The organism is Tepidanaerobacter sp. EBM-38 (assembly GCA_001896545.1).
Lineage (GTDB): Bacteria > Bacillota > Thermosediminibacteria > Thermosediminibacterales > Tepidanaerobacteraceae > Tepidanaerobacter.
This window is the reverse complement of record MPOT01000038.1, coordinates 54376-80592: the sequence shown is the minus strand read 5'-3', so window position 1 is coordinate 80592 and position 26217 is coordinate 54376. Positions and strand designations below refer to the sequence as shown.

Below are 26217 nucleotides of genomic sequence, written 5' to 3'. Positions count from 1 at the left end.
TGTAACGTGTTTTGTTGTTTTTATTTTATGTCAAAGGTGACATTTTCACTGAATAAAAATCATGCCTTTTAGGTGACATTTTCAAAGATTATTGACACTCTTGATTGCATAACGGGCATATAGAAGTTTCAAATAATTGCTTTCGCCAATCAAGTGGTACAATACTCATGCCTTCAATAATACCTTCTTTTTTACCCATCCTTCTACCTATTACATATCCAAATAAAAAAATCGATATTTCAAATGCTGTAAATAATATTTTATTAAAATAAGGCATATATACCTTCCCTCCCGTTATCCTAACTTAAGTAGTTTCACTTACAGCTTTTTCATTTTTTATTAATAATAATCTTATTATATATGTAATTAAGTATGTCGAAATTATTGATGAAACCGCTTTTATAGAATCTAAATAAAATGATAAAAGAAAACAAATAACAGCTAATAAATAACATTCTACTTTACCTAGCAAGAAAGCTAAATTTTTTTTATTAATTTTATTTCGTTTATAATCTTTAATATCATCCAACAATTGAATAACAATGATAATAAGTATAGATGATAGCATATTAATTTTCAAAGACAGAAAACCTAATAGCAGCACTATAAAGCTTTCTTGATATCCATATAATCCCGAAGGCATTTTTGCAGTCAAATTCCCTCCCATTCCTACAGCAAAACTTGCTAAAAACAAGCTTAGTGCTGTTACAGAATCAAGAAAAAATGCTAAGGATAACAGTAAAAGTGCATAAGGCAATACGCCTAATTCCAAAACTGTAAACAGATTTTGCTCATTTTCAAGGATATCAATATCTTGATCTAAATAATCATCCATTATCTTTATTACACAACCAGTTAAAAAAACACTAAGGATTTTTTTTAATATAAACAACTTAGATATTATGAATAACAAAAATTTTCACCTCTTTAAAACCCGTTTTATGAAGCGCTGAAATAGGAAATATTAAATTTCCGGAAAATTCTTGTTTTATTTTTTCAAAACCTTCACTTGATCCTGAAAGATCCATTTTATTAGCTAAAATTGCATAACCTTTCTTTAATTGTGCAAATTGAGCAATCTGGTAATCCACTTCGCCCATGGAACTCGGCAAGTCTTTATTTTTAGCAGCAGAAGCATCAATAATATGGAGAATGATATCTGAATCACGTACTGTTGTTAGAGTTTGAGAAATAGCTTTTCGAACTTCTACATTCGGGTGTATACCATCTATAAACCCAGATGTATCAATAATTTTAATTTTTTTCTTACCCTTACCTACTGGAACATTTATTATTATAGATTGAATACAACGAGTTTTATGGGGATTTTTATCCACAAGACGCGAAATGGCAGTTTTGGGAATGAATTTCTCGGAGGTTTTAGAGCCTTCATTATCAATAAATTCTACATCAAAAGACTTAACCCCAAGGTATTCTGCGAAATTTATTAAAAATAACGTTTTTCCCACATTAGTTTTTCCTATAATAGCGCATCTCTTCAACTAATGTCCACCTCCGAACTCTGAAAGATCTATAGGAATATCTTCAGGTTTTATTTGAAGCAAATCTTCTCGAGAAATTCGAGAAATCTTACTTTGACTAACTAAACGAAGTGCTTGACGACGTATGGCTTTTTCAATCATGTTACGCACAAGCCGCGCGTTGCCTAATTTATTATAGAACATATTATTCATGCTACTTTGAAGGATATCCTCAAATTTTAAAAGTGATTCTGGGCTAAAGCGATATTGCCTTTTTTCTGCCATCATTTTTGCAATTTGCATCAATTCATCAACACTGTAGTCGTTAAATTCAATCTGTATTGGAAATCTAGAGCGAAGCCCCGGATTTATCTGTAAAAACCAATCCATTTCATCTTTATATCCTGCTAAAATTACAATAAGATCATCTTTGTAATCTTCCATCGCCTTTACTAGAGTATCTATAGCTTCCTTGCCAAAATCTTTCTCCCCTCCTCTTCCTAAAGAATATGCTTCATCTACAAATAATATCCCACCGCGTGCTCGCTTAATTTGATCACGAGTTTTCTGGGCAGTATGACCTATATATTCTCCTACAAGATCTGCTCTCTCAACTTCTACAGTATGTCCCTTCTCAAGGATTCCGATGTGTTTAAAAATCTTGCCTAACAGTCTAGCCACTGTCGTCTTTCCTGTCCCTGGATTCCCCTTAAAAATCATGTGAAGGACCTGTGGTTCTGCTAAAAGTTTTTCCTCTTCTCTCTTCTTTTGAATTTCTGAAAATGCTTGTATTTCTTTAACCAAATTCTTTACTTTTGAAAGGCCTATCAATTCATCAAGTTCTTTCATTATGTCTTCTAACTTTTCCTCATCAGAAACCTTTTCAAATGTTATTTTATAGCTATCTAAGTCAGTTAACATAGTTAGTGCATCTGCAGTTGTAATCAATCCATTAATTAACATATCGTGAATCTTAGCATGATCGTTTATTTCATTTTTCATTTTATTGTCTATCTTATCAATCATAAAATCCTCCATTCTGCAACTTTTGCTGGCAGCATATTACCAAAACCTATCTTTTGATGTCTGCCAGTAATTGCTATAGGATTTTAAAAAATAGCATATCAATTTATTTTATGCATCAAGATAATTATCAGTTACAAAAAAAATAAGTATCGTAAAACTATTTTATAGTTTTACGATACTTATTTTTTTTGAGGTGTAATTTAATCTTCATCTGTTTTTCTTTGGTCTATCATGCCTTGATTTAAATTAATCGTTCTTAAAGGTGCTATGGTAGAAACTGCATGCTTATATACTAACTGTTGTTTTCCGTCAGAATCAAGAACAATTGTAAAATTATCAAAACCCCGGACCATACCTTTCAACTGAAAACCATTAACAAGATATATTGTCACAGGGATATTGTCCTTCCTGATCTGATTCAAAAAACTATCCTGAAGATTAATTTGTACTTTTGTCATTCTGTGTCCCCCTCATCATATTGTTGTTTAATAGTATTCTAGGTATTTATCATTTTTCCTTCAATACTTCCAATAATATTTGTTATAATTTTTTCTTTCCCTTCCTTTGAAACATCAAGCCAAAGAATATTTTTATCACGCAAAAACCATGTATATTGGCGTTTCGCATAGTGTCTAGTATCTCTTGCAATTAAGTGAATAGCCTCTTCTAGAGTTATGTTACCGTCAAGGTAGTCTATAATCTGACGATAACCCAAACCTTGCATAGAATTTAGATTTTTACTATATCCCATTTTCAAAAGTTGTTGTATCTCATCTACTAGACCATTTTCGATCATTGAAAATACTCGTCTGTTAATACGCTGGTATAATTTCTCTCTAGGCATTGTTAAGCCAAACATAAGCAAATCATAAGCACTTTGCTGCTTTTTAGTCTTTTCCTCATAGTAGGAAAATGGAATTCCGGTTTTTAAACATACCTCTAATGCTCGAATCACCCTACGCAAATTATTAGGATGTATTTTTTTTGCTGCTTTTGGATCTAGTCTTGTAAGTTCTTCGTAGAGGTACTCATTACCTCGTTTCTGAGCCTCATTTTGTAATTGCCTTCTTAATGCAGTATCTTTTCCAACCTGAGAAAATGTGTAATCGTAACATACGGAATTTATATAGAATCCAGTTCCTCCTGTAAGCAATGGTATTTTATGTCGTTGATAGATATCCTGAATATGTCGTTTTGTCTCAACCTGAAAGTCAACTACACTAAATTCTTCGTCAGGATCAACAATATCAATCATATGGTGTGGTATTCTCTTTCGTTCTTCTAATGAAGGCTTGGCTGTTCCGATATCCATATAGCGGTATATTTGCATTGAGTCAGCAGAAATTATTTCCGCATCAATTTTTTGAGCTACTTCTATAGCAATCTCGGTTTTTCCTACTGCCGTAGGTCCCACAATAACAACTAGTAACTTTTTATGCATATTCTTATATCCTTTTAAACTTCTTTTGCAATTCATTTAAAGCTATATCAATTATTGTGGGCCTACCATGCGGGCAAGTATAAGGAACTTCAGTTTGTTTCAATTGATCAAGTAACTCTTGAATTTCTATGGGTGACAAAACATCCCCTGCTTTTATGGCAGCATGACACGACATCGAAATTATCAACCTCTCTTTAGCCGGATACCTGGTATATTCGTTGCTATTTATTTGATCGAGAACATCACGAAGCGTTATAGGATCAACCGGTTTATTGAATATATAAGGAACTGAACGAATTAAAATAGAATCAGAACCAAAAATCGAAAAGTCAAAACCAATTTTCAAGATATCTTCTTTATAGTTATCTAACAACATCATTTCTTGAGCGGAAAGATATAAAACATATGGTGCAGCCAAAGTTTGAGAATCTGATAGCTGTTTAGCATATTTTTTAGAATAGAACTCATATAATATTCGCTCATGAGCAGCATGTTGGTCTATTAAATAAAACCTGTTTTTACTTTCAACAACAATATATGTGTTAAATAACTGACCAAGAATCTTTTGAAATTCATATTTTTTTATAACTTGAATTGTTTCATCTGATTCCATTGGTATATAGGAGTGGTTTTGTATGTGTTCGTCATTTTTTGGAGCATCTACATCTATAATAGTTGAAGCTTCTTTTACAAACTCTTTTGTAGCCGCGGTTTGGCTATTTATATTGCTGCTATTACTGACATTATATTCATTATCCGGCAATCCATCACTGCTTAATTCTACTTGCGTTTCGATACTTATCTGCTGCTGCGACCGGTTAACTGGCGATATACCGAGGGTTTCTTTTGGAATTAATACATTATTCTTTAAAGTTTCATTTACGACATGAAAAAGCACATGATGAACCTGATTTTCATTTTGAAATTTTATTTCCATTTTAGATGGATGCACATTGACATCAATTAGCGAATTGTCAATATCTATGAAAATAATTGCTATTGGGAATCGTCTTATAGGTATCATCGTCTTATATGCCCTTTCTAGGCAAAAGGTTAATCCTAAATCCTTGACAAAACGACGATTTACAAAAAATGTCTGACCGGTACGATTCCCACGATTAAAACTTGGTTTTGATATATAACCCCATATTTTACCATTATCAAAGGCCTTTTCTATATATATAATCTGTTTTGCTAAGTCCATTCCATATACTTTTGCAATAACTTCTCTATAATCACCATTACCACTACTGTAAAACAGTTCTTTTTCATCAATTATAAGCCTAAAAGATATGTTTATGTTACCCATAGCAAATCTTGTAATTAAATCAGTAATTCTAGAATTCTCATGTGTATCACTACTTAAAAACTTCAGCCGGGCAGGAGTGTTAAAAAATAAGTTTTTAACTTCAATCAGACAACCGTTTTTAGAAGCTATTTCACCAATATCTTCAATCACACCAGCACTTATTTTGCATATAGTGCCTATTGATTCATTCCTAGTCTTTGTTATAACTGAAAGGTTTGAAACTGCAGCAATGCTCGCCAAGGCTTCGCCTCTAAAACCAAGGGTATTTATATGGAATATATCGTCAATTACATTTATTTTACTGGTAGCATGACGCTCAAAAGCTAATCTTATATCATCTCTGGATATGCCTTCACCATCATCAATGACTCGGATGCTCTTTTTACCGCCCTTTTCAATTTCAACAATAATATTCTTACTCCCTGCGTCAATAGAGTTTTCTACCAATTCTTTGACAACTGAAACTGGTCTTTCTATAATTTCACCGGCTGCTATCTGAGAGGCAATATCCTGTTCTAAAATATTAATTTTTCCCATTTTATATTCTCCTTAGATCAACTGCTTTTTGATTGAAAACAAAAAATTCAAAGCCTCCAAAGGAGTGATGGTGTCTATATTTACCGATTTAATTTGTTCTATTATTTCCTCATTTTTCAAGGCACTTAAATTTAACTGGCACTCATTGGTATTTTGTAAACTTTTATCACTGCAGGCAGCGATATTCGATATTGCCAATTCACCTTGGATCTGGCTTTGCTCTAAATCAACCAAGATTTTTCTAGCTCTGTTAATTACAGCGTTAGGAACCCCTGCCAATTTAGCTACTTGTATACCGTAACTTTTATCTGCTTCTCCTGGAACAATTTTTCTTAAAAATATAACATCGTCACCTTTTTCCTTAACAGTAATTTTATAGTTTTTGACACCTTTTAGTTTTTTTAAAGCTGTTAACTCATGATAATGAGTAGCAAAAAGGGTTTTGGCTTTCAAGCTTTTCTGTATATATTCAATAACCGCCCAGGCTATGGATAGACCATCAAAAGTACTAGTCCCACGCCCCACCTCATCTAATATCAATAAGCTTTTATTAGTTGCATTATTAAGGATATCAGCTACTTCTGTCATTTCTACCATAAAAGTACTTTGCCCCAACGCTAAATTATCGGATGCTCCTATACGTGTAAAAATGCGATCGACGATGCCAATTTTGGCTTTTTTTGCGGGTATAAAGCAACCTATTTGAGCCATTAATACAATTAATGCTACTTGCCGCATATAAGTTGATTTACCTGCCATATTAGGTCCGGTTATAACTGAGATTAAGTTGTCACCGCAGTCTATTTGTGTGTCATTAGGTATAAACAATTCTTCTTTTTGAGTAAGTTCAACAACAGGGTGCCGGCCATCTATTATGCTTATCTCATCATCTAAAGTTACTTCGGGTTTTATATAATTATTGCTATACGAAACTTCAGCTAATGATAATAGGACATCTAATAAGGATAAATTATAAGCACTTTGTTTAAGTCTTGGGATCTCTTTAATAAGTTGATCTCTTATTTCACAAAACAAATTATATTCCAAGTCCTGAAGTTTCTCATTTGCATTGAGTATAAGCGATTCATATTCTTTTAATTCTTCCGTGATATAACGTTCAGCATTAGCTAATGTTTGTTTTCTAATGTAATTTTCCGGAACCATTGAGAGATTAGATTTAGTTACTTCAATATAGTAGCCGAAGACCTTATTAAAACCAATTTTTAAGGACTTTATCCCGGTTCTTTCTCGCTCCTTTCTTTCTAGGTCAGCTATCCATGCTTTACCTTCTCTAGATGCTTTTCTGAGCATATCTATTTCCGAATTATATCCATCTTTAATAACATTTGCTTCCTTAATTGTTAGCGGAGGATCTTCAAAAATAGATTTTTCTAATAACAAACATATATCTTCTAACGTGTCAAGTTGTTCATATATTTGATGCAAAAGCTTAGAATTGCATCGGGTAAGAATATGCTTTATTTGAGGCAATGACTTTATAGTATTTTTTATTGCCAATAGATCTCTGGCATTAGCATTTCCACAGACTAATTTTCCACTCAATCGCTCTATATCGTAAATATTTTTTAACTGCTCTTTCAAATCTGAGCGTAAGAAAAAATCATTAAATAATTCTTCTATTGCATCCTGCCTTTGCTTAATCTTTAAGATATCGAGCAAAGGTTGTTCAAGCCATTTCCTGAGCAGCCGTGCTCCCATAGCTGTAGAAGTTTTATCCATTACCCATAAAAGGCTCCCGGTTTTTTTTCTATCTCGCAAGTTTTCGGTAATTTCGAGGTTTTTGCTACAAATAAAATCCAAAACCATAAAGTCGTGATTTTCATAAAACGAAATAGAATTAATATGAGATAAGTTTAGCTTTTGCGTTTCATTTAGGTATCTTAAACAAGCTCCAGCAGCTATCAAAGCTTGCCTCCTGTTTCCTAATTTTTTAATTTTTTCTTCACCAAACTGTGACATTAACAAAATCAAAGCTGCTTGTTCATCAAAATATTCTCCGTCTATAAATGTAAAGCATAATTCCAGATTTTCTTTTAATTTTTTATTTAAGGATTTTTCTTGAGACAATTCATGATTAGCTAAACACTCCCGAGGGCTAAATCTGCTGACTTCATTAATTATTTCATGATATGGATAAGATGATTTTAAATTTGTTATATCAAATTCTCCTGTCATAAGATCTACAAAAGCAAGGCCGAATTCATGCTTATTCTTAAAAACACATCCAAGATAGTTGTTTTTGTTTTCTTCGAGAGCATTTAAATCAGTAATTGTTCCCGGAGTTACAATTTTAACTACTTCTCGCTTGACAATTCCTTTTGCTAATTTTGGATCTTCGACCTGTTCGCATATAACAACTTTGTAACCTTTCGCAACAAGTTTGGCTATATACTGATCAGCAGCATGGTAGGGAACTCCAGCCATAGGCACTTTATTATCGGAATCTCTGGATGTAAGAGTAATCTCCAGCTCTTTTGAGCAAATATAAGCATCGTCGAAAAACATCTCGTAAAAATCGCCAAGACGAAAAAAAACTATATAATCACGGTATTTATCTTTAATCTCTTTATATTGCTGTATCATAGGAGTATCCATATAAAAAAAGCCCCCTGAAAACCTCATTCTACAATTTCGCCAAGCAAAGACCATGTATGCGGCTCAATAATCTTTACATTGACGAGTTTGCCTATTAATTTTTCCGAACCATCAAAATTTACCAGCTTGTTGGTTCGGCTTCGGCCAGATAACCTGTTAATATTGCCTTTGCTGACTCCCTCAACTAATACTTCCTGTATGGTCCCTTTTAATCTATTGTTTTTACTTTCGGTAATGGCATCCTGTACTTGCATCAATCTATTAAGTCGATCTTTTTTTATATCATCATCGATTTGATCTGCCATTTCCGCTGCGGGAGTTCCTTTACGCTTAGAATACATGAAAGTAAAGGCTGAGTCAAATTCCACTGCTTTTACTAACTCAAGAGTATCAAGGAAATCTTCTTCCGTTTCTCCTGGAAAGCCTACGATTATATCAGTGGTAATAGCAATATTAGGAATAGCATCTCGCAGCTTATATATCAATTCTGAATAATGCTCCCTAGTATATTTTCGGTTCATCTTAGATAAAATTCGGTTACTTCCAGACTGAACCGGCAGATGAATGTGTTCACATACTTTTTTACAATCCCTCATTGCTAATATAAGTTCATCTGATAAATCTTTCGGATGAGAAGTTATAAATCTTATGCGCTGAATACCACCAACATCATTTACCTTTCTTAAAAGCTCAGGAAAAGTCACAGGTGTATTTAAATCCTTGCCATAAGAATTTACATTTTGACCCAATAGATTAATTTCAATAAAACCATCATTAGCAAGGGCTTCAATTTCTCTTAAAATGTCATCAGGTCTCCGACTTATCTCCTTTCCCCTTACATATGGGACAATACAATAGCTGCAATAGTTATTACATCCATAAGTAATTGTTACCCAGGCTTTTGTATCATTTGTATGCTTAATTGGTAGATTTTCATCAATCCTAGGATCTCCAGATATATCTATTACCGGTAAGTTTGTTTGTCTTGTAATTTCAATAAGTTCAGGTAACTTGTGAACGTTTTTTATACCGAATAAGATATCCACATAGGGTAATTTTTCTGATATATATTCAACTACATGTGGTTGTTGCACCATACAACCAGAAACCGCAAGAATCAAATTGGGATTTTTTTGTTTGAATTGCTTTAACTGTGCTATTCGTCCATATACCTTTCTCTCAGCATTCTCCCTAACGCAGCAAGTATTCAATATTATTACATCAGATTCTTTAAGTGTATCCGCTTGGCAGTATCCCATCTTTTGCATAACACCTGAAATGATTTCACTATCATGAATATTCATCTGACAGCCCCAAGTTAATATTTTATATTTCATGGCTCCACTTCCTTCTTCTATACCTAACTACTAAAATCATATTCTGGACACATTTCTTTTGCCTTTGCTACAGCTTCATTAAAATCTTGCCATACTAACCACTTAACCTTATTTAGTGTTTTCCCATGTTGACGTAAAATATATGCCGGATGAAATGTTGGCATAATCCAGTAATCTCTGGAATTTATCCATTGTCCTCGCTCCCTCATAATGCTGCTACCAGACTTAAAATAATTCAACGGAACTGCACCAAGAGCAATTATAACTTTTGGTTGAATAAGAGAAAGCTCAAGTTCTAAATTTTTAGAGCAAGCTTTAATCTCTTTTTGCAATGGTGTTCTATTCTGTGGAGGTCGGCATTTTATTACATTAGTTATGTAAACCTTTTCTCGCCGAATATCCATTTTATTTAATATGGTTGTAAGTAATTGCCCTGCTCGTCCAACAAAAGGACGACCTAGTTTATCTTCATCAAAGCCAGGACCCTCGCCAATTAAAACCAATGGCGAGTTTAAAGACCCTTCACCTGCTACCTTATGAGTATGGTTTTCCTGCGCATAGAGAAGGCATCTTTGACATGAATTTATGTATTCTTTTATCCTACTGTATAAATAATCTCTTTGTTCTTTAGATTTTTCATTATCAAGTTTTACAGCTTTAAGTATAGTATCAACATCTGAATTTTGTATATTAAATTCGTCTTTTAAATCTAACAGTAGTTTTATAATATCGGGTAGGCTAATTTCTACTGCTGCAAAAGACTCCTTGATTTTACTTTCAAGCACATGAAATCCCTCTTTTATTATATTCTACGCTATATTATAACATAAACTCAGTTAAAGATTAAATGATCTATCAGTATCAAAACTTTAAAAGGCTAAAAAGCATATTCTAAATTATCTATTTCGGTTTATAACAAATTGTAATAGTAATTTGCTATTGAATCATTATTGCGTTTATATTTTCATCGTCTGTAATTTCTTTAACTCTTTCACCTACATATAGTAATGTAGGTGTTGGATTATAAGTATCACTAGAAATTAGAACTTTGTATTCATTTTTTTCACCAGCATATCTTTTCCATAGATTAACTACATAACCTGCATTCCCTTGTTCTATCCTGATTTCCCCTTTTTCTAAATTGAAATCTTTTTTAATAATAATAGGAGATGGAATGGTTTTTATCGTTTCAGAAAATAATTCTACAGATTTATCGATCTTTTTATTGCCAAAAAATTTTACTATTAGCTTATCATTTGTAATCTCAGATGTTAGCAAGAGATATCCACCGGTATTATTTTTAAATTTTAAATCTATAGTACCATAATTAACTGTAGCATCCCTGCCTAAAGGAACGTAACTTACCGGTAGAGAATGATTCATTCTTTCGACTATTTCGAGGTCTGTCAGTAAAGCAAGATTATATAAGGTGCTGGAAACCTGACAGATACCACCTCCTATGTCGTAAATAACCTCATTATTAATAAAGACAGGTGCTTCTTTATATCCCTTATCCTTAGTGCGTTCACCTACAACTTTATTAAAGGAAAATATATCTCCGGGGGAAATTATACAGCCATTAAGCATTTCACTTGCGACTCTTATATTTTCCGTTCTATTCTTTAATGTTTTATCGAACTCAGTTGAATACTCTGCTATTTTTACTCTGATTTCCATCTTTTCTAAATCTTCTTTTGTTTTTTCTGCATTCCATACTTTTACGGGGATTACTAATATCTCATTCTCAGTCCATATAGCCTCTTTAATTTTCTTTTTTAGCATATCTTCATCTAAAATTTGTCCTTTAACATCAGTAATTATGTGCACTATATCATCATCGGTTTTAAATACAGCATTTATAGGTTTAACCATTATAACTTCGTTAATTTCATCAAAGAGCTGTGGCAATTTATCTGTTTTATATTTAATAATTGGATCTATTCGGAGGGGAGATTTTTTTAGCTGTTGGCGAAAAATAAATCTTTTTATTATACCTTCTTTTTTAATACTTTTTACATAGGTGGCAATATTATCTATACTTTTATCCACATCTATTTCAATATATTCAGATATTTTAAAAATCCACTGCTTATCATAAAAAGTAAGAATTATAGATTTATTTATTTTTTCTTCCGTTAATTTTTGGAATATATTCCTGGCCTCATCATTTGTTAAACCTCCTACATCTACGTCACCAATATATAGACCAGAAGGAATTAGTATATTGTTATAATCATTTAATATAATAATCATTATTACACATAAAAGTAAAAGAAAAAAAACAAGGGTAATTTTTTTTGCCACAACAATCACCTTATTATCTAAATCTTTTACTTCTTTATGTATAATATATAAGCAGCAGGATTAAAAAATACTACCTTTTATGCAAAATGTGAGTAAAATTTCATATTTAAACTATTAATTAATCAATGACGTTTTTTGATAATTCGATTTAATCTTTTGATTTCTAATTCTAGTTTTTGGATTTCATAATTTTTCATATTCTCTTGCTCGATCAATAGATCCATAAGGATCCTGCGTCCAAGACAAAGAGAGGCTATTTTACTTTCGAGTTTTTCAACTTTTGAATTTAAATTTTGTATACTTTCATCCAAACTGGTTGCCTCCAAGTTTATTGATTATAAAAAAAATACCCTGTTTTAGGGTATTATGTGGTAGATATACCAAGTATATGCTAAATACATAAATAATATACCTTCGAATCAAGCGTTATTATGCAGGATAGACGTCAAACTGATCTTTGTTTACCAGGTTGCTGTCAATTTTATATTTTTTTGCTTGACGCTCTTGAAAAAACTTCAGTGCTATCTGAGGGAAAAGAGCATATGTTAAAACATCTTCTTCTTGTTCCATATAATAAGAGATTTCCTTGAAGTATTTTTCCAGCTCCGGTTCAAGTAAATCAGCAGGGCGGCATTCAATTACTTCTTCATCCCCTATTATTTTTTGTTTTATTTCTTCTTTAATAGGAGCGGGTGATTTGCCGTATAACCCTTTAACATAATTTTTTACCTCATTTATAATCATTTTATATCGTTCTCCGGTAAGCACATTAACTACCGCTTGAGTGCCTACTATTTGGCTTGTAGGTGTAACTAAAGGTGGATATCCAAGATCTTCTCTTACTCTTGGAACTTCTTTTAACACTTCGGGAAGCTTGTCAAGAGCATTTTGCTGTTTTAGTTGACTAGTAAGATTGGATAGCATGCCACCGGGTATTTGATAATTAAGCACCATAGTATCAACCATTGTAATAATACTATCAATTTTATAGTTTCCCCTCACTTGTTTAAAGTAGTCGGATATACTTGAAATGAATTCCAGATCTAGCTTTGTGTCATAAGGGGTATTCCTCAATACGGCTACCATAGTTTCTGTAGGGGGTTGCGATGTTCCTAATGCAAAAGGTGATAAGGCCGTATCTATAACATCTACTCCAGCTTCAATTGCTTTTAGATAGGTCATTGAAGCCATACCACTTGTATAATGACTGTGGAGCTGTATTGGTATTTTGATTTCTTTCTTTAATCGAGAAATAAGTTCATAAGCATCATATGGTGCTAAAAGACCTGCCATATCTTTTATGCAGAGGGAATCAATTCCCATTTCTTCTAATTGTTTAGCCATATTTACATAGTAGTCATTATTATGAACAGGGCTTATAGTATAAACTACTGTTCCCTGGGCATGTGCCCCAGTTTCTTTTGTTACCTCAATAGCCTTTTTTAGGTTTCTGATATCATTTAATGCATCAAAGATTCGTATAATGTCAATACCATTTTCTACAGATTTTTTTACAAACATTTCTACTACATCGTCAGGATAATGATGATACCCTAAAAGGTTCTGCCCTCTTAAAAGCATTTGCAATGGAGTTTTTTTGACTATTTGTTTTATTTTGCGAAGTCTTTCCCATGGATCTTCATTTAAAAAACGTATACAGCTATCAAATGTGGCTCCGCCCCACATTTCTAAAGAATAGTAACCCACTTGATCAAGCTTTTCTGCAATTGGCAGCATTTCATCTGTTTTCATCCGTGTAGCTATAAGTGATTGATGAGCATCTCTTAAAATAGTGTCAGTTATTCCAACTTTTCTTTCTTTTCTTTGCTGCAATTTTAATCTCCTTTCTAAAATAATTTATCAATTATTCATATGGAAAAATAGTTATAAATATATATTAAACAACATTGTTCAGCAATATTTATCCACCATACATTGAAAGCAACATACCTGCAACTATAGCTGAACCAATAACACCTGCTACGTTAGGTCCCATAGCATGCATCAGAATAAAGTTGCCGGGTTTTTCTTCCTGTGCCACTACCTGAGATACCCTTGCTGCCATAGGAACTGCAGAGACACCCGCAGAACCTATAAGTGGGTTTACTTTTCCTCCAGATAAAACATACATGAGTTTACCAAAGAGTACTCCTGAGGCCGTTCCCACTGAAAAGGCTGCAAGACCTAGCAAAAGTATTTTAATGGTTCCCCACTGCAGAAAATTTTCTGCACTGGCAGTAGCTCCAACAGTGGTACCAAGAAATATGGTAATGATATTTATAAGTTCGTTTTGAGTTGTTTTAGATAGTCTATCGACTACACCACATTCTCTAAACAAATTGCCCAACATCAGACAACCTACTAAAGCCGTGGCATCTGGAACTAAAAAACTTGCTAATATAGTTACTATTATTGGGAATATGATTTTTTCTGTTTTAGATACGGGTCTTAGCTGCTCCATAGTTACTTGGCGCTCTTTTTTTGTAGTAAGCGCCCGCATTATAGGCGGCTGTATGATGGGGACTAATGCCATATATGAATAAGCAGCTACTGCTACCGCTCCTAATAGATGTGGAGCAAGCTGACTTGTAAGGAATATGGCTGTCGGTCCATCTGCCCCACCTATTATACCTATAGAAGCGGCTTCTTTGAAGTTAAATCCAAGAAGGCCTGCGCCTAAAAAACTAGTAAAAATTCCGAACTGAGCAGCAGCTCCCAGCAACAAGCTTTTTGGATTGGCTATAAGTGGACCAAAGTCGGTCATGGCTCCTACTCCCATGAATATGAGAGGTGGATATATATTGAGTTTTACTCCTTGATATATCCAATATAGAAAGTTGCCTTTAGCCATAAGGTTTGCCTGAGGTATATTAGCAAGCAACATGCCAAAACTAATAGGTACTAGTAGCAATGGTTCATATTTTTTTACTATAGCAAGATACATCAGGAAACAGGCTATCAATATCATGATAGCTTGTTCTAAAGTTATGTTTGCATAACCAGTTTTCATGAAAAATTTTATTATTTGTTCAAGCACGATTTCTCTCCTCCGTTGATTTATTCAAATGGGATTTATTCAAATGTTGCAAGAATATCGCCTGTATTTACTGAGGCTCCTTCGCTTGTATCAATGGAGGTTATAACGCCATCTTCTGGGGCGATGATTTCATTTTCCATTTTCATGGCTTCAAGTATCATTATTACATCACCTTTTTGTATTTTATCCCCAGGTTTTTTGTTAATTGACATAATCGTGCCTGGCATAGGCGAAGTAATTTTTTGTTTACCGACAGTGCCTGGGTTTTTTTGCTTAGGTTGCGGTTGAGGCTTAGGTTGTTGTGTTACTTCCGGTGATATGGGAGTGTTTGCTGTTTGGGTAGGTATAAAGTTCTGACCACCCATTTCTTCTACCTCTACTTCATAAGTTTTTCCATTTACAGTTATTTTGTATTTTTTCATTTTTTGTATTTCTCCTTCCTTTTATTCTATATCTAAAATTTATTGTTGATGTTGTATATTCTGGACTCAATACCCCATATGGGAGTTTTTTCATGAATTTGACGTATGGCACCGATTTTTAAAGTTGATATAGGTGTTTGTAGGTATTCGGCAATAGCTGCAGTGATAACTGCGATGAGTTCAGTATCGTCTGTTGTATCGACGGTTTGTATTTGTTCTAGTGTTTGTTCTTTTAAAGCTGTTTCATTTTTTTTTACGTTTGTCTTAGGTTCAAATACTAATCTCATGAGCTCTAAAATGAGAGATAGTATGTATAATGTTCCTAAGACAAGGCACATGCCAAAGAGAGATGTTTTAAGTGATTCCTGAAAGACTTGTATAGTTGTCATAGTTTTTAATTTCCTCCTTATACAGGAATGTTGCCGTGTTTTTTAGCCGGTCTTTTTTCGCTTTTTGACATCAGCATTTCAAGCGCTGATGTAAGTTTTGCCCTTGTTGTGGATGGCACTATTATATCATCAATATAACCTCGAGCGGCTGCTTGATAAGGGTTAGCAAAGTTATCCCGATATTCTTCGATTTTTTGTTTCCTTATATTTATTGGGTCTTCAGAGGCTTCTATTTCTTTTTTGAAGATAATATTGGCTGCTCCGTCAGGGCCCATAACGGCTATTTCGGCTGTAGGCCATGCAAAAACTTGGTCTGCTCCTAAGTGTCTTGAGCACATGGCTATGTAGGCGCCTCCATATGCTTTTCTCGTTATGACGGTGAGTTTTGGCACTGTAGCTTCGGAATATGCGTATAGTAGTTTTGCACCATGCCGTATGATACCTCCGTGTTCTTGGTTTACTCCGGGCAGATATCCAGGAGTATCGGTGAATGTTACAAGAGGTATATTAAAGGCATCGCAAAATCGTATAAATCGTGCAGCTTTGTCAGAAGCGTTTATGTCTAAGCAGCCAGCAAGATGTTTTGGCTGGTTTGCCAGGATTCCTACGCTATGACCTGCAAGTCTTGCAAAACCTATTATGAGATTTGGTGCATAGAGTGGTTGTACTTCAAAGAAGTCAGCATCATCCACTATGTGTTTTATGACATCTTTTATGTCATACGGTTTGTTGGGATCTGCAGGAACTATGGTATCAAGTTCCGGTACTGTTCTTGTCGGGTTATCGGTAGTCGGTTTATATGGTGGATCTTCTAGGTTGTTTGAAGGTATGTATGATAGAAGTTTTTTTATTTGGTCAAAACATTCTTGTTCATTTTGACTGATAAAGTGTGCTACTCCGCTTCTTTGGTTGTGGGCAGCTGCTCCACCAAGTTCTTCATCGCTGACTTCTTCACCTGTCACGGCTTTTATTACTTGAGGACCAGTAATGAACATTTTGCTTATACCGGATACCATAAATACAAAGTCGGTTAAGGCTGGAGAGTATACGGCTCCGCCGGCGCAAGGCCCCAGTATTACTGATAGTTGCGGTATTACTCCAGAGGATAGGGTGTTTCTGTAGAAGATGTCGCCAAAACCTTTTAGTGCATCAACACCTTCTTGAATTCTTGCTCCACCTGAGTCGTTAAGACCAATAAAAGGAGCACCCATTTTTGCTGCCATATCCATAACCTTACAAATTTTTGCGGCATGCATTTCTCCAAGGGATCCGCCTATTGTTGTAAAATCTTGGGCGAATATGAAGACTAATCTGCCATCGATTGTTCCATAGCCTGTGATTACACCTTCGCTGGGAACTTTAGTTTCTTGCATGCCAAATTGATTTGAGCGATGTTCTACAAATGCATCAATTTCTATAAAGCTATCTTTGTCTAAAAGTTTTTCTATTCTTTCTCGTGCAGTAAGTTTGCCGCTTTCGTGCTGCTTTTGTATGCGCTTTTCTCCACCGCCCATTTCTATGGTCTTGCGTTTTTGTTCTAAGATTTTAATTTTTGTTTCAATAGTTTCCAATTTTATTCCTCCTTATCTTTCGCATAATTCTATTAAGACTCCTTTTGTATCCTTGGGATGGATGAATGCTATTTTGGCACCACCTGCTCCTATTCTCGGTTTTTCATCGATGAGCTTTACATCCTTCTGTTTGAGTTCTTCGAGTTTTTGGTCAATATTATTTACCCTTAAAGCAATGTGTTGAACACCCTCTCCATGTTTTTCTATGAATTTTGCTATTGGTCCATCATCTGCAGTAGATTCTAATAATTCTATTTCGCTTTCACCTATAGGAATGAAAGCGGTTTTAACTTTTTGTTCTTCAATTGTTTCAATCCCTGTAATTTTAAGACCTAGAATTTCTGTATATACTTTCATTGATTCTTGGATACTTTTAACAGCAACCCCAATATGATCAATCTTTTCTATCATTCTTAATTTATTCCTCCTTCTCAAGGATTGCATTAGCCGCAGAATAAGGGTCAATTTCCTTTTTTAATATTTTTTCAGTATATGCTATGATTTCAGCAGGAAATGAGGAATTAATTTTTTTCAAGTAAAAGTCCTTAATTAGTTCTTGCAGTTCTTGTTGTGCATGTTGCTTTCTCCTATCACTGATAATACCATTGATAGATAACTCATGATAAACCTGATTAATAGTTTCATCAAGTGTTTCTATACCTTCGCCAGTTGTTGCAACAGTTTTTATTACAGGAGGTTTAAAAGAGCTTTTTTTTGGATTTAATTCTAAGTTCATTCTTATTTCATTTACTAGCCGATCTGAGCCATCTATATCAGATTTATTGACAACAAAAATGTCTCCGATTTCCATGACACCAGCTTTGATAGCCTGTACATCATCACCCATACCTGGAACCAAAACCAATACTACAATATCTGCTAACCTAATTATATCAACTTCTGATTGACCCACACCAACAGTTTCAATTATTATATAATCCATTCCGGCAGCATCGAGAACTTTGACAGCATCATAGGATGCTTGTGAAAGTCCGCCAAGTTTGCCTCGACTTCCCATACTGCGTATATATATACCTTCATCTAAGGTCAAGTCTTGCATCCTAATTCTATCTCCCAAAAGAGTTCCGCCAGTAAAAGGGCTCGTTGGGTCTATAGCAATAATCCCTACTTTTTTATTTTTATTTCGAAATTTTTTAGCCAGTTGATTTATAATGCTACTCTTGCCGGCACCGGGCGGTCCTGTTATACCGATGGTTATAGCATTGCCTGTGAATCTAAATAATTGTTTAAGAATCTCATTAGCTTTAGGAGATCTTTCTTCAATAAGTGTAATAAGTTTTGCAATGCTCCTCGTATCACCATTTAAAACCCCTTGTATAATATCCATAAAAATATACCTTTCAATGTATTATCAATTCTCATCATCTACATTGTTCTTAACATTATTTTTTATAAAATTTACAATGTCCGATGTAGGAGTGCCAGGAGTAAATATTTCTCTAATACCTACCTCCTTCAGTAAGGGAATATCTTCATCGGGAATAACCCCTCCAGCTATTACTAAGATATCTTGAACGTTTTTTTTATTTAATAATTCCATTACCTTAGGAAAAAGAAAATTATGAGCGCCGGAAAGAATAGAAAGACCTATCACTTGAACATCTTCCTGAATAGCAGTTTCAACTATCTGCTCAGGAGTCTGCCTGAGTCCAGTATAAATAACTTCCATACCAGAATCTCTTAAAGCTCTTGCTACAACTTTAGCTCCTCTATCATGACCGTCAAGCCCTGGCTTAGCTATTAATACCCTTATAGGTTTAGCGTCTGTCATGAAATCACTCCTCATATATTCATAGAAGCTTTATATTCACCGAAAACATCACGTAAGACGTTGCATATTTCTCCTAAAGTGCAATAAGCTTTAACGCATTTGATTATTACAGGCATAAGATTTTTTTCTGTTTTTGCACAATCGGTAAGTTCTTTCAGTGCTGCTTCTACTGCTAAGTTATCTCGCGATGCTTTTAATTCTTTAATTCTTGCTTCCTGTAATTTGCCAACAGCAGGGTTTACCCGGAGTAAACCTTTAACCGGTTCTTCTTCAACATGGAATTTATTTACGCCTACAACGATTCTTCTACCTGATTCAACTGCCATTTGATACTCATAAGCACTATTCTGAATCTCTTGTTGCATAAATCCTTTTTCAATAGCTTTAGGAGCACCACCAAGTTTATCTATTTTTTCGATATACTCTTGAGCTTTTTGTTCTATTGTATTTGTCAAATATTCTATATAATAAGAGCCTGCTAATGGATCGATAGTTTCTGTAACTCCACTTTCATAGGCAATTATTTGTTGTGTCCTAAGAGCTATTCTCACAGAATCCTCTGCTGGTAATGCTAAAGCTTCATCCCTTGAGTTAGTATGAAGTGATTGAGTACCTCCTAAGACAGAGGCTAATGCTTGTATGGCTACTCTAACAATATTATTATCCGGTTGTTGAGCTGTCAAAGTAGAACCTGCAGTTTGTGTGTGAAATCTAAGCATCATTGACTTTGGATTTTGTGCTTTGAATCGCTGTTTCATAATCTTAGCCCATAACCTTCTTGCTGCTCGGAATTTGGCTACTTCTTCAAATAAATCATTATGTGCATTAAAGAAAAATGAAAGTCTTGGCGCAAAATCATCAATTGCAAGACCTGCCTTTAAAGCAGCTTCAACATAAGCTATACCATCAGAAAGCGTAAAAGCCACTTCTTGGATGGCCGTTGCTCCAGCTTCGCGTATATGATATCCACTAATGCTAATAGTGTTCCATTTGGGCATATGTATTGAGCAAAATTCAAAAATGTTTGTAATAAGTCGCATTGATGGTTCAGGTGGAAAAATGTATGTACCTCTTGCTACATACTCCTTTAATATATCATTTTGAATAGTACCAGAAAGCTGATCAGGTGATATACCTTGTTTTTCCCCAAGAGATATGTACATAGCTAGTAGTATAGCAGCCGGTGCATTGATTGTCATTGAAGTGCTTACTTTATCTAAGGGAATTCCTTCAAAAAGGATTTCCATATCCTTTAATGAATCAATTGCCACACCAACTTTTCCAACTTCACCTCTTGATAATGGATGGCCTGAGTCATACCCCATCTGCGTTGGTAGGTCAAAAGCTACACTTAGGCCAGTTTGACCTTGTGATAATAAAAATTTATATCTTTTATTAGATTCTTCAGCCGTTCCAAAGCCCGCATATTGTCGCATAGTCCATAGCCGGCCTCTATACATAGTGGGATATATTCCGCGAGTATAAGGATAATCACCTGGAAAACCTAAATCTCTTAAATAATCTAATTCTTGTATATCTAATTCTGTATACATTCTATCAACTTCAATATTTGATCCAGTTAAGAACTTTTCATATCTTTCATGCCCTTTGTCTAAAACCTTATTCAGTATTTTTTCTTCCCATTCCTTTTTATGCTTAGCAAGGTTATCGAGGGACTCTTTATCTGCCATAACACTGCCCTCCTATATTTTTCTTAAACTTCTTTAAATATAGTATAATACTTTCTAGAAAAAGGCAATAAAATAAATTGTATTTAAAATATGTGCTAAGTTTATCATTCAAAATTAATCTGTAATATCCCCGCCGTTTAAAGCGGGGATAAATAATTTATTATATTCGACCCCTCATTTTCATATTATCCGCGATGCGTTTAATCGCCACTAAATAAGCTGCTTGTCTTAAACTTACATTATTATGTTTATGCATATTATAAACATCATCAAAGGCGTTTATTAAAATAGGCTCTAATTTACCATTAACCTCTTCTTCAGTCCAATAAAAATTCATTAAATTTTGTACCCATTCAAAATATGATGCAGTAACACCACCAGCATTGCAAAGAATATCAGGGAATATAGGAATTCCTTTTTGGGCAAGGATCTTATCAGCTTCAGGTGTAGTAGGACCATTGGCTGCTTCTACTATGATTTTAGCTTTTATTTTTGGTGCATTGTTTTCATCTATTGCATTTTCAAGGGCCGCTGGGATAAGTATGTCAATATTTTCCAAAGTCCAAAAATCGCTAAGGCTTATCCTTTTTGCATCGGGGAAATTTACAATAGTGCCATTTTCGGCTTTATAATCGAATAGTTTATCTATATCAAGACCATTTTCATTATAAAGCGCGTATGTTCCGATTTTTTTATCCCATTCTCCTATAGAAACAATTTTTGCTCCATTTTTGCTGCAGTACAAAGATGTATAACTACCTACATTGCCAAAACCCTGGATAGCTATCCTAGCATTAGCCATATCTATATTCATTGCTTCACATGCTTTTTTGACAGCTACTGTTACACCAAATCCGGTTGCTTGGGTTCTTCCCTGAGAACCGCCTAGTGAAATTGGTTTTCCCGTAACTACGCCAGGAACATTATAACCCTTCAACATGCTGAATTCATCCATAAACCAAGCCATGATTTGAGCATTTGTATTTACGTCTGGTGCTGGAATGTCTTTTTCAGGTCCTACTACTGTATTGATTGCCCTTAAATAGCCTCTAGTCAGTCTTTCAAGTTCTCCTCTTGATAAATCAGCAGGATTACAACAGACTCCTCCTTTAGCTCCACCATAAGGGATTCCAACAACAGCACATTTGAATGTCATCCACATAGATAAACCTTTTACTTCATCTAAGCATACATCAGGATGATATCTAAATCCGCCTTTTGCTGGCCCCATAATGGTACAGTGCTGTGCTCGATATCCTGTAAAGGTTTTTATTGTGCCGTCATCCATTTTTACAGGAATTTGGACTATTAGCACTCTTTCGGGTTCTTTCAGCAGTTCATAGAAGGAATCCTCTAATCCAAGCTTTTCACATGCGAATTTAATTTCTTGTTGAACAGATTCAACTGGATTTATAGTTTTAGACATTAATAAAACTCCCTTCTTTTTTTAAATATTTATTTAGATTTTCCCAACTCAAACCCTTTATACAAAGCCATTTTATTTAATTCTTCAGTACCCTGTGGAACCCTATCTAATACAGCTTTTTCTATGGATTCCTTTGAAACCACTTCAGTAACCTGTATTAATGTTCCTAACGCAACTATATTAGCAACAATGACCTTACCAATTTTTTCTTGGGCGGTCTTTAGTATAGGAACGCTAAGAATCTTATAAGAATCTTTTGGTTTTTCCATACTAGCATCTATAATGAGCAGCCCATTTTCTTTTAGATCGTTTTTATATTTATTCATCGCTTCTTCGGTTAATGCAAGAAAGACATCAGGTTTAGACACCTTCGGATAATCAATGCTTGTATTACTTATTATAACTTCTGATCTACTTGCTCCTCCACGGGCTTCTGGACCGTAAGATTGTGATTGAACAGCATTTTTACCGTCAAGAATAGCAGCTTCAGCCAATATAATACCTGCCAAAATCAGTCCTTGCCCTCCAGAACCCCCTAGTCTTATTTCTATTCTTTCATTCATTTAGTTTTCCCCCTTGAGCCTTTTTCATGACTTTTGCGTATTCTTCGGTATATTCGGGAGCTTGTTCTTCATAAAATTCTCCAATAACAATTTTCTCGGAAAGTTCTTCAGGTGGTAGCTTTGCTGCAGTTCTTGCCGTAATTGACATTTCGCGAATTTTTTCCATCATAACTACGGGCGACCCCATTTTGTTTCTACGGCCAAAATATGTAGGGCATATATCTACTACATCTATTAGTGAAAAGCCTTTATGCTTCAGAGCTTTTTCCATTAATTTTATTAGTTGCGGAACATGGTAAACTGTTCCTCTGGCTACATAAGTAGCTCCAGCAGCCTGAGCCAATTTGCATAAATCAAAGTTTCTATCTATGTTTCCGTATGGTGCAGTAGTTGCAAATGCTCCCTTAGGTGTCATAGGGGAATATTGCCCGCTAGTCATGCCATAAATACTATTGTTAAAAACTACTGTAGTAATATCAATATTTCTTCGAGCTGCATGAATAAAATGATTACCACCTATGGCTGAACAATCCCCATCACCTGTAAGTACAATAATCTTTAGTTCAGGGTTTGCCATTTTAATACCTGTAGCAAAAGCTAGGGCACGACCATGAGTTGTATGCAAAGTATTGAAATTTAAATATCCTGGAGCTCTAGAAGAACAACCAATTCCAGACACTATACATATTTTATTCTGCTCCAGTTTTAGATTATCGATAGCACGAATAACGGCTCCAGTTATGATACCATGCCCACAACCGGGACACCATATATGTGGAAGTTTATCTTTTCTAAAATATTTTTCTAATTCTTTACGCATATTCGGCCACCTCCCGGACTTTATCTATGACTTCTTGTGGCGTAATCAGCTCTCCGTTGTACTTATTTAAACCATATATTCTAAAAGCTCCTTCAGCAGATGCTTTAACCGTTTCTAGCAACTGACCATAATTCATCTCAGCAACTATTAGGGTATTAACGGATGATTGCATCAATTCTTTAATAGCTATATGTGCAAAAGGCCATATGGTTTTTAATCTTAGCATTCCAATTTTAAGTCCTTCTTGCCGTAAAACTCTTATTGCGCTTAGTACTGAACGTGCAGTACAACCAAAAGTCACTATAACAGTTTCAGCATCTTCCATATACAGCTTTTCATATTCAATAATATCACCAATATTATTATTAATCTTGTTCATCAATCTGTTTATTAAATCCTCAGTAACCTTTGGGTTAGTAGATGGGAATCCGGAAATATCATGAATTAGTCCTGTAACATGAAAGGGTATTCCGTCTCCGAAATTTGCCATAGGAGGAATTCCATCACTGTCATAATCCATATATGGTTTGTAGTCAGACAAAGTAGATGCGACCTTTTTTCGATTTATTATATCGATACTTGATTTATCTGGCAATTCCACTCTTTCTCTCATATGTGCCACAACTTCGTCCATGAGCAAGATGCAGGGAACTCTATACTTTTCTGATAAATTAAAAGCCCTTATTGTCATATCATACACTTCTCTTACCGAAGATGGAGATATAACTATAATTGGATGGTCGCCATGTGTTCCCCATCTTGTTTGCATAACATCACCTTGAGCTGGTAATGTTGGTAGGCCTGTACTCGGTCCTCCTCTTTGGACATTTACTACAACGCAAGGTACTTCAGTAAGACAAGCAAATCCAATATTTTCTTGTTTCAGTGAAAAACCAGGTCCGCTTGTTGCTGTCATAGCCTTGAGGCCCGCAAGTGATGCACCTACTACTGCCCCCATGCTAGCTAATTCATCTTCCATCTGTATAAATTTTCCCCCTACCTTTGGGAGTCTTTCGGCTGCAATCTCGGCTATTTCAGTGGAGGGTGTTATCGGATACCCTGCAAAAAAACGCATGCCTGCTGCTAAAGCCCCTTCAACACAAGCTTCATTGCCTTGCATTAGCATTATTTTTCTACTCAACATCTTCACCTCCGACTATTATAGCATAATCAGGACATCTTAATTCACATAATTTGCAATTAGTACAAGCGTTTTGATTGACTATTATTGGCTTTCCACCTTCGGAAACATAGACTTTCATAGGACAAAATGCTATACATAAGCCGCATTTTTTGCAAGCCTTTTCATCAATTGAAATTCTTATACTCTTCTCATCCAAGCCGTCTCACTCCTGTGTAATTCTATTTTTATAATTGTCTAAATAAATCTATATGATATCTATCAAATAATTACTTTTTTGTTTTGATTTATTAATAATTCGACACAAGTATTAATAATCCTGCCTAATACATTCATTACTCACATTGTAAAAATTCGTTTTATTTCTTTTAATCTATAGAAATAATCCAAAGGTATATCAAAACTTCCTAATAAAAGAGGGGTTTCTCCGTGGGAGTCCGAGCCTCCGGTCAATAATAAATTATTGTCGAGAGCTAACTTAGTGTAGTAAGCTACTTGAGGCTTGTTATGGCTTTTATGAACCACCTCAATACCCATGATTCCATAGGAAATCAATTCATTAATAATACTGTTATCTTCCAGTAATCCTGGATGAGCAAGGACTGGGATACCGCTGTTTTGCTTTATTATATCAATAGCACTAAAAGGAGTTAACTTTTCTTTTGGCACATATGCAGGTTTTCCTTTGTTTAGGTAATTCTTAAACGCTTCTTGAACTGAGCCAACATAGCCCTTTTCTACCAACACTAAAGCAATATGAGGCCTTCCTAAAGAAGATCCCTTTGATTTAGCACATACATCCTCGATAGATATATTAATGCCCATGTTTTTAAGCTTTGCAATAATTTCCTCAATCCTTTTCCTTCTCTTTTGCTGAAAACTCAAGAGAACTGTCCTTAAGTTTGAATTATTATAGTCAATATAATATCCTAAAATATGTATTTCTTCGTTGTTCCAATCTGTGCTCAGTTCAACGCCTGGAACAACTTCGAACCCTGTATATTTCTTTGCCTCATCTAATGCTGGTCTTATACCATCAACAGTATCATGATCGGTAATTGCTATGGCCTTTAAATTAAGTTTTATGGCCATTTTAACAACTTGTTCTGGTGTAAGTAACCCATCTGAAAAAGTTGTATGAACATGAAGATCTATGTACATTTATAAGCCTCCGCATTTACAACTAATACCTAGGATTTTTAATCTTTATAAAAATAAATATAGACGGCATTCAGCTTTACTAAGCTTGAATGCCGCTGGCACCTGTAAAAATTATATTAATGAACATAATCTTTATAAAAGCTGTCGGATTAA

The 26217-nt window shown here is 34.6% G+C and carries 27 protein-coding genes; all 27 read right to left on the bottom strand.

The features are described 5' to 3' along the window. Positions 1-88: 88 nt before the first annotated feature. Positions 89-277: a hypothetical protein gene (locus tag BUC45_RS04455; RefSeq protein ID WP_296970664.1), complete on the bottom strand. Its 189-nt coding sequence runs from the start codon at positions 275-277 to the stop codon at positions 89-91. Positions 278-304: 27 nt separating this feature from the next. Further along, a complete protein-coding gene (locus BUC45_RS04450) occupies positions 305-835 on the bottom strand; it encodes a hypothetical protein (RefSeq protein WP_296970663.1) in 531 nt (176 codons plus the stop codon). Positions 836-893: 58 nt separating this feature from the next. After that, complete coding sequence (locus BUC45_RS04445) at positions 894-1502, bottom strand: GTP-binding protein (protein WP_296970661.1); 609 nt, start codon at positions 1500-1502, stop codon at positions 894-896. Next, on the bottom strand, positions 1503-2507 hold the full coding sequence (locus BUC45_RS04440) for an AAA family ATPase (RefSeq protein WP_296970658.1): 1005 nt from the start codon (positions 2505-2507) through the stop codon (positions 1503-1505). A 200-nt stretch (positions 2508-2707) separates the two neighbouring features. Then, on the bottom strand, positions 2708-2965 hold the full coding sequence (gene hfq / locus BUC45_RS04435; RefSeq protein ID WP_013778392.1) for an RNA chaperone Hfq: 258 nt from the start codon (positions 2963-2965) through the stop codon (positions 2708-2710). Between the two features lie 38 nt (positions 2966-3003). Beyond that, positions 3004-3948 carry a tRNA (adenosine(37)-N6)-dimethylallyltransferase MiaA gene (miaA, locus tag BUC45_RS04430; protein WP_296970656.1) on the bottom strand — a complete coding sequence of 315 codons (945 nt, stop codon included), beginning with the start codon at positions 3946-3948 and terminating at the stop codon, positions 3004-3006. Positions 3949-3952: 4 nt separating this feature from the next. Further along, positions 3953-5794, bottom strand: coding sequence for a DNA mismatch repair endonuclease MutL (mutL, locus tag BUC45_RS04425; RefSeq protein WP_296970653.1), 1842 nt, complete (start codon positions 5792-5794; stop codon positions 3953-3955). Between the two features lie 12 nt (positions 5795-5806). Beyond that, entirely contained in the window at positions 5807-8410 is a 2604-nt protein-coding gene (mutS, locus tag BUC45_RS04420; protein WP_296970650.1) for a DNA mismatch repair protein MutS, read from the bottom strand. A 23-nt stretch (positions 8411-8433) separates the two neighbouring features. After that, on the bottom strand, positions 8434-9747 hold the full coding sequence (miaB, locus tag BUC45_RS04415) for a tRNA (N6-isopentenyl adenosine(37)-C2)-methylthiotransferase MiaB (RefSeq protein ID WP_296970648.1): 1314 nt from the start codon (positions 9745-9747) through the stop codon (positions 8434-8436). 23 nt (positions 9748-9770) lie between these two features. Further along, positions 9771-10532, bottom strand: a complete 762-nt coding sequence (locus BUC45_RS04410; RefSeq protein WP_296970646.1) for a uracil-DNA glycosylase — start codon at positions 10530-10532, stop codon at positions 9771-9773. Positions 10533-10683: 151 nt separating this feature from the next. Next, on the bottom strand, positions 10684-12051 hold the full coding sequence (locus BUC45_RS04405) for a VanW family protein (protein WP_296970644.1): 1368 nt from the start codon (positions 12049-12051) through the stop codon (positions 10684-10686). Between the two features lie 122 nt (positions 12052-12173). Continuing rightward, the gene (locus BUC45_RS04400; RefSeq protein WP_296970642.1) at positions 12174-12362 is read right to left on the bottom strand and encodes a hypothetical protein; all 189 of its coding nucleotides are present in this window, start codon (positions 12360-12362) and stop codon (positions 12174-12176) included. A 118-nt stretch (positions 12363-12480) separates the two neighbouring features. Continuing rightward, positions 12481-13884: an oxaloacetate decarboxylase subunit alpha gene (locus BUC45_RS04395; protein WP_296970640.1), complete on the bottom strand. Its 1404-nt coding sequence runs from the start codon at positions 13882-13884 to the stop codon at positions 12481-12483. Between the two features lie 88 nt (positions 13885-13972). Further along, positions 13973-15061, bottom strand: coding sequence for a sodium ion-translocating decarboxylase subunit beta (locus BUC45_RS04390; RefSeq protein WP_366749696.1), 1089 nt, complete (start codon positions 15059-15061; stop codon positions 13973-13975). 62 nt (positions 15062-15123) lie between these two features. Further along, on the bottom strand, positions 15124-15510 hold the full coding sequence (locus tag BUC45_RS04385; protein ID WP_296970636.1) for a biotin/lipoyl-containing protein: 387 nt from the start codon (positions 15508-15510) through the stop codon (positions 15124-15126). Between the two features lie 32 nt (positions 15511-15542). After that, positions 15543-15899: an OadG family protein gene (locus BUC45_RS04380; RefSeq protein ID WP_296970634.1), complete on the bottom strand. Its 357-nt coding sequence runs from the start codon at positions 15897-15899 to the stop codon at positions 15543-15545. A 17-nt stretch (positions 15900-15916) separates the two neighbouring features. After that, positions 15917-17413 carry a carboxyl transferase domain-containing protein gene (locus tag BUC45_RS04375; RefSeq protein WP_366749694.1) on the bottom strand — a complete coding sequence of 499 codons (1497 nt, stop codon included), beginning with the start codon at positions 17411-17413 and terminating at the stop codon, positions 15917-15919. A gap of 69 nt (positions 17414-17482) precedes the next feature. Continuing rightward, a complete protein-coding gene (mce, locus tag BUC45_RS04370; RefSeq protein ID WP_296970629.1) occupies positions 17483-17881 on the bottom strand; it encodes a methylmalonyl-CoA epimerase in 399 nt (132 codons plus the stop codon). A 7-nt stretch (positions 17882-17888) separates the two neighbouring features. After that, entirely contained in the window at positions 17889-18818 is a 930-nt protein-coding gene (meaB, locus tag BUC45_RS04365; RefSeq protein WP_296970627.1) for a methylmalonyl Co-A mutase-associated GTPase MeaB, read from the bottom strand. A gap of 24 nt (positions 18819-18842) precedes the next feature. Beyond that, positions 18843-19262, bottom strand: a complete 420-nt coding sequence (locus tag BUC45_RS04360) for a cobalamin B12-binding domain-containing protein (RefSeq protein ID WP_296970625.1) — start codon at positions 19260-19262, stop codon at positions 18843-18845. A gap of 11 nt (positions 19263-19273) precedes the next feature. Then, on the bottom strand, positions 19274-20953 hold the full coding sequence (locus BUC45_RS04355) for a methylmalonyl-CoA mutase family protein (RefSeq protein ID WP_296970623.1): 1680 nt from the start codon (positions 20951-20953) through the stop codon (positions 19274-19276). Between the two features lie 160 nt (positions 20954-21113). After that, the gene (locus tag BUC45_RS04350; RefSeq protein WP_296970621.1) at positions 21114-22379 is read right to left on the bottom strand and encodes a Glu/Leu/Phe/Val dehydrogenase; all 1266 of its coding nucleotides are present in this window, start codon (positions 22377-22379) and stop codon (positions 21114-21116) included. A gap of 29 nt (positions 22380-22408) precedes the next feature. Beyond that, positions 22409-22942, bottom strand: coding sequence for a 2-oxoacid:acceptor oxidoreductase family protein (locus BUC45_RS04345; protein WP_296970619.1), 534 nt, complete (start codon positions 22940-22942; stop codon positions 22409-22411). Further along, on the bottom strand, positions 22935-23762 hold the full coding sequence (locus BUC45_RS04340) for a 2-oxoacid:ferredoxin oxidoreductase subunit beta (protein WP_296970617.1): 828 nt from the start codon (positions 23760-23762) through the stop codon (positions 22935-22937). The genes BUC45_RS04345 and BUC45_RS04340 overlap by 8 nt, the downstream gene beginning before the upstream one ends. After that, positions 23755-24906 carry a 2-oxoacid:acceptor oxidoreductase subunit alpha gene (locus tag BUC45_RS04335; RefSeq protein WP_296970616.1) on the bottom strand — a complete coding sequence of 384 codons (1152 nt, stop codon included), beginning with the start codon at positions 24904-24906 and terminating at the stop codon, positions 23755-23757. The genes BUC45_RS04340 and BUC45_RS04335 overlap by 8 nt, the downstream gene beginning before the upstream one ends. Further along, positions 24896-25102 (bottom strand): 4Fe-4S binding protein, encoded by a 207-nt coding sequence (locus BUC45_RS04330; RefSeq protein ID WP_296970614.1) that lies wholly within the window; start codon positions 25100-25102, stop codon positions 24896-24898. The genes BUC45_RS04335 and BUC45_RS04330 overlap by 11 nt, the downstream gene beginning before the upstream one ends. A gap of 140 nt (positions 25103-25242) precedes the next feature. After that, the gene (locus BUC45_RS04325; RefSeq protein ID WP_296970612.1) at positions 25243-26064 is read right to left on the bottom strand and encodes a PHP domain-containing protein; all 822 of its coding nucleotides are present in this window, start codon (positions 26062-26064) and stop codon (positions 25243-25245) included. Between the last annotated feature and the right edge of the window lie 153 nt (positions 26065-26217).

Excerpts from the sequence above, each read along its gene's own strand:
- BUC45_RS04455 (WP_296970664.1), bottom strand. The coding sequence starts at position 277 with ATGCCTTATTTTAATAAAATATTATTTACAGCATTTGAAATATCGATT.
- BUC45_RS04450 (WP_296970663.1), bottom strand. The coding sequence starts at position 835 with ATGGATGATTATTTAGATCAAGATATTGATATCCTTGAAAATGAGCAA.
- BUC45_RS04440 (WP_296970658.1), bottom strand. The coding sequence starts at position 2,507 with ATGATTGATAAGATAGACAATAAAATGAAAAATGAAATAAACGATCAT.
- hfq (WP_013778392.1), bottom strand. The coding sequence starts at position 2,965 with ATGACAAAAGTACAAATTAATCTTCAGGATAGTTTTTTGAATCAGATC.
- miaA (WP_296970656.1), bottom strand. The coding sequence starts at position 3,948 with ATGCATAAAAAGTTACTAGTTGTTATTGTGGGACCTACGGCAGTAGGA.
- mutL (WP_296970653.1), bottom strand. The coding sequence starts at position 5,794 with ATGGGAAAAATTAATATTTTAGAACAGGATATTGCCTCTCAGATAGCA.
- mutS (WP_296970650.1), bottom strand. The coding sequence starts at position 8,410 with ATGGATACTCCTATGATACAGCAATATAAAGAGATTAAAGATAAATAC.
- miaB (WP_296970648.1), bottom strand. The coding sequence starts at position 9,747 with ATGAAATATAAAATATTAACTTGGGGCTGTCAGATGAATATTCATGAT.
- BUC45_RS04390 (WP_366749696.1), bottom strand. The coding sequence starts at position 15,061 with ATGAAAACTGGTTATGCAAACATAACTTTAGAACAAGCTATCATGATA.
- BUC45_RS04385 (WP_296970636.1), bottom strand. The coding sequence starts at position 15,510 with ATGAAAAAATACAAAATAACTGTAAATGGAAAAACTTATGAAGTAGAG.
- BUC45_RS04380 (WP_296970634.1), bottom strand. The coding sequence starts at position 15,899 with ATGACAACTATACAAGTCTTTCAGGAATCACTTAAAACATCTCTCTTT.
- BUC45_RS04375 (WP_366749694.1), bottom strand. The coding sequence starts at position 17,413 with ATGGGCGGTGGAGAAAAGCGCATACAAAAGCAGCACGAAAGCGGCAAA.
- mce (WP_296970629.1), bottom strand. The coding sequence starts at position 17,881 with ATGATAGAAAAGATTGATCATATTGGGGTTGCTGTTAAAAGTATCCAA.
- meaB (WP_296970627.1), bottom strand. The coding sequence starts at position 18,818 with ATGGATATTATACAAGGGGTTTTAAATGGTGATACGAGGAGCATTGCA.
- BUC45_RS04360 (WP_296970625.1), bottom strand. The coding sequence starts at position 19,262 with ATGACAGACGCTAAACCTATAAGGGTATTAATAGCTAAGCCAGGGCTT.
- BUC45_RS04355 (WP_296970623.1), bottom strand. The coding sequence starts at position 20,953 with ATGGCAGATAAAGAGTCCCTCGATAACCTTGCTAAGCATAAAAAGGAA.
- BUC45_RS04350 (WP_296970621.1), bottom strand. The coding sequence starts at position 22,379 with ATGTCTAAAACTATAAATCCAGTTGAATCTGTTCAACAAGAAATTAAA.
- BUC45_RS04345 (WP_296970619.1), bottom strand. The coding sequence starts at position 22,942 with ATGAATGAAAGAATAGAAATAAGACTAGGGGGTTCTGGAGGGCAAGGA.
- BUC45_RS04340 (WP_296970617.1), bottom strand. The coding sequence starts at position 23,762 with ATGCGTAAAGAATTAGAAAAATATTTTAGAAAAGATAAACTTCCACAT.
- BUC45_RS04335 (WP_296970616.1), bottom strand. The coding sequence starts at position 24,906 with ATGTTGAGTAGAAAAATAATGCTAATGCAAGGCAATGAAGCTTGTGTT.
- BUC45_RS04325 (WP_296970612.1), bottom strand. The coding sequence starts at position 26,064 with ATGTACATAGATCTTCATGTTCATACAACTTTTTCAGATGGGTTACTT.